The sequence below is a fragment of the Sinomonas sp. G460-2 genome (assembly GCF_047759905.1).
Classification (GTDB): domain Bacteria; phylum Actinomycetota; class Actinomycetes; order Actinomycetales; family Micrococcaceae; genus Sinomonas.
On sequence record NZ_JBKZWT010000424.1, the window covers coordinates 1 to 2559 of the forward strand.

The following is a 2559-nucleotide window of genomic DNA, read 5'->3' on the forward strand; positions in this document are numbered from 1 at the left end:
TCAGCTGGGAGCCCAGGACGGGCACGGCGATGGACCACGCGGCCAGCGCGCCGCCTGCCGCCAGGACGATGAGGCCGATCGAGCGCGCGGGACGCCCGCTCAGGATGCCTGCTCGCGTCGGCCGCGGGGTGGGAGTTGTTTCCATGGTGGCCTCCTGTGCCATGAGTGGTTCAGCGGTTCTTGCAGCGAATATAGTTAGATGCCTAAGCATCGGAATTAAACTTAGGCGTCTAAATATTCGTTGGCAAGGGGTCCCATGGACTACGAGCGGGCCCACGCGCTGAACCGGGCAATCCGCACGATTGGCATGCGCCACCGAGCCCTCGCCGGATCCTTCCTCCAGCGGGTCGGGCTCACGGTCGGGCAGGAGTCCCTGATCATGGACCTCGCCGAGCACGGTCCCCGGACCCAGTCCCAGCTCGCCGCCGCGGCCGGCTGCGAGCCCCCCACGATCACCTCGGCCGTCAGACGGCTCGAGTCGCTGGGCCTGGTGGCAAGGGCCCCGTCCGAGCTGGACAGGCGAGCCACCGTCGTGGAGCTGACCGAGAGCGGGCGCGGCCTCCTCCCGGACCTCTCCACCGTCTGGATCGAGCTGGCAGAGGCAAGCGTCGCCGGGCTCGCTCGCACCAGCGCCGACGACCTCGTCCGGGCCCTTGCCGACCTCGCGGAGAGCCTGAGCGCCGCCGCGGACCGCACAGGGCCGGGAACGGCTCCCGCGCAGCGCGGGACGGCCCACTCGGACCCTCGAGATCCCAGAGGGCACCGGGACGGGGAATGACAGCCCCCGGCGCTGCGCCGCGGCGCGCGGGTGTCCGTCGCGGTCCGGACCGGACCCCGGGTGGGTTGCGCTGCGGGTCAGGCAAGCCCCGCCGGGCCGTTTCTGGCCCTGGTCCGGGACCAGGCCAGGCAGCCGGCGGCCACGAGGATTCCGTAGACGCTGCTGGTGCCGGACTGGACGAGTGCTGCGGCCATGACGGGGAGGAGTGCGAGGTTGGCGACGCACCCGGCGCTGGGGCCGTGGGATCGCACATAGCTGACGATGCAGACGAGGTAGATGAGCACGAAGACCGCGCTGCTTGCCGCAAGGGCATCGACGGTCAGGGAGGGGTCGGCGCCCAGGGGCAGCCAGCGTGGCTGCGAAGAGCGCGGCAAGCAGTGCCGTTCGCGCCCATGCCGAGGCTCCGAAGATGCGGAGCACCGAGCCGTCCCGGCTGGATCCGGCCAGGAGGCTGTCGATTCCGCGGACCCAGGCGGCGGCGTTGACGAGCATTCCCGCTGCCGCGACTACGGCGACGAGCCCCTGCATGCAGGGCTGGCGGCCAGCTCGAGCAGCCCGGCGACCGGATCGACCGAGTGCTGGTCGGCCCGCACGGATACGGCCAAAGTCAGAGCGACCGCGAAGCCCCGTACAGACCCGGCGCCACCGCGCTGACGGGGAGGAAATGCCTGCGCGGGTCGCGGAGGTCCCGGCCGAGGAACGTGAGGTTCTCGAATCCGACGAACGCCCAGAACGCCAGAAGCACCCCGGGCAGCAGCGTCTGGCCGATCGCTCCGGTGAGGCCACCTCGAGGGGGCGCGGCGCATCCCATGAGCCGGCTGCAACCAAGACCAGCCCGGTGGTCACGAGCGCCGCACCGCCGGCGAACTGCCGCGCCCACGTCTCGGCGAAGAGTGAGCCCGTCCCCGGTGTCCACCGGCTACGACGAATCGCTCCCCGACCCCAAAGAGTCCCAGAAGCGCTCGCTCGAGGCCGTCAGGTCCGCGCAGCCTCGGCCACGAACTCGACGCGGATGGCGGCGGGCGCGGCATGACGCTGCCGGGCCGGCAGTTCCTGGACGCAGAGCTCACCGTCCAGGCTGTCCCCCGAGCGAGGACGAATTCCGCCCGCGGCTCGCGCTCCCTCATCAGGCACCGGTGTCGGATCGGCCGGCTCCAGGGCGGCACCGCTTGCTGCACAGACTGGGCTGAGCCGCCCTGCCGGCTCCTGCCTCGCCACTGCCCTTGTTGTGACGATCAGGGCGGGGAAGTGCATGCCCTGGCTCGGGCGTTCGCGACCGGGGCTGCTGCCCGCGGCTTCCGGATCCGGGGCAGGTGTGGCGATCCGGTGGGGCTACGGGCTCGCAGCTCCAAGGGGATCGCTGGGCCTGCGGACTGCTGCCCCGTCGGTCCGGGTCGGTCGGCCTACTATCGCATACGCCCATACGGCTCCGGCGATCTCTGCAGTCTCCGTCATGGCCGCGGCCGGGGTGATGGGTTCCCCGGCACCGACGACCCAGCCCGCCTCGGGGTGGTATTGGGCCTGTTCCAGTGGGAGCCCGACGAACACCGCGTAGAGCCATACGACGACCAGTGCGACGTTCAGGACCACGAGCGCGAAGTGCGCCGGCCGGGTGGGACGGGCGACGATCGCGATCGCGAGGGCGAGCTGGAGCAGGCCTGCTCCGAGGAAGCCGACGCCGAGGAGGGCGGATTCCCCCCAGTGCTCCGGTGCCAGGAGCAGGTGGACCCATCCTGCGGCGAAGGCCGTGGAGGCCAGGCTGAGCCTGGCCCCCAGCCCCG

Annotated in this window: 4 protein-coding genes; 1 reads left to right on the top strand and 3 read right to left on the bottom strand. The window is 71.6% G+C overall.

Translation table 11 applies throughout. The features are described 5' to 3' along the window. Window positions 1–256: 256 nt before the first annotated feature. A complete protein-coding gene (locus tag ACLN58_RS20840; protein ID WP_415857139.1) occupies window positions 257–778 on the top strand; it encodes a MarR family winged helix-turn-helix transcriptional regulator in 522 nt (173 codons plus the stop codon). A gap of 77 nt (window positions 779–855) precedes the next feature. Here ACLN58_RS20840 and ACLN58_RS20845 read toward each other — a convergent pair whose 3' ends face one another. The 3 genes from ACLN58_RS20845 to ACLN58_RS20855 all read right to left on the bottom strand — a co-directional run. Further along, entirely contained in the window at window positions 856–1152 is a 297-nt protein-coding gene (locus tag ACLN58_RS20845) for a hypothetical protein (protein ID WP_415857140.1), read from the bottom strand. 233 nt (window positions 1153–1385) lie between these two features. Beyond that, window positions 1386–1589: a hypothetical protein gene (locus tag ACLN58_RS20850; protein ID WP_415857141.1), complete on the bottom strand. Its 204-nt coding sequence runs from the start codon at window positions 1587–1589 to the stop codon at window positions 1386–1388. A 521-nt stretch (window positions 1590–2110) separates the two neighbouring features. Next, the coding region (locus ACLN58_RS20855; RefSeq protein WP_415857142.1) for a hypothetical protein at window positions 2111–2559 on the bottom strand (449 nt) is incomplete at its 5' end.

What these genes read in the sequence shown, in the direction of transcription:
- ACLN58_RS20840 (WP_415857139.1), top strand. Translation starts at nt 257, where the DNA reads ATGGACTACGAGCGGGCCCACGCGCTGAACCGGGCAATCCGCACGATT.
- ACLN58_RS20850 (WP_415857141.1), bottom strand. Translation starts at nt 1,589, where the DNA reads ATGGGATGCGCCGCGCCCCCTCGAGGTGGCCTCACCGGAGCGATCGGC.